This window comes from Pleomorphochaeta sp. DL1XJH-081, from assembly GCF_049310885.1.
Classification (GTDB): domain Bacteria; phylum Spirochaetota; class Spirochaetia; order Sphaerochaetales; family Sphaerochaetaceae; genus CAYZJV01.
The window spans coordinates 1-391 of record NZ_JBMDYO010000040.1 but is presented as its reverse complement, the minus strand read 5'-3'; the positions used below and the strand labels follow the sequence as shown (position 1 = coordinate 391).

Sequence of the window (391 nt, the reverse complement as noted above, 5' to 3'; positions counted from 1 at the left end):
ACCAAAGTTACGACCTTCACCACCACCATGTGGGTGGTCTACTGGGTTCATCGCAGTACCGCGAACGGTAGGACGAACGCCACGCCAGCGTGCAGCACCTGCTTTACCCAGAACGCGCAGCATATGCTCAGCATTGCCAACTTCGCCCAGGGTTGCACGGCAGTCTGCTTCGACTTTACGCATTTCACCAGAACGCAGACGCAGGGTGACATAAGCGCCATCGCGAGCAACGATCTGAACGTAAGTACCAGCGGAACGTGCCAGCTGACCGCCTTTACCTGGTTTCATTTCTACGTTATGAACGGTAGAACCAACCGGGATATTGCGCATCGGCAGGGTGTTGCCTGCTTTGATTGCAGCATCAACGCCAGACTGAATCTGGTCGCCAGCT

The 391-nt window shown here is 55.5% G+C and carries 1 protein-coding gene; it reads right to left on the bottom strand.

The features are described 5' to 3' along the window. Positions 1-391 (bottom strand): 50S ribosomal protein L2 (gene rplB, locus ACODJP_RS13820; RefSeq protein WP_422482491.1); only part of this gene is annotated, 391 nt, incomplete at both ends.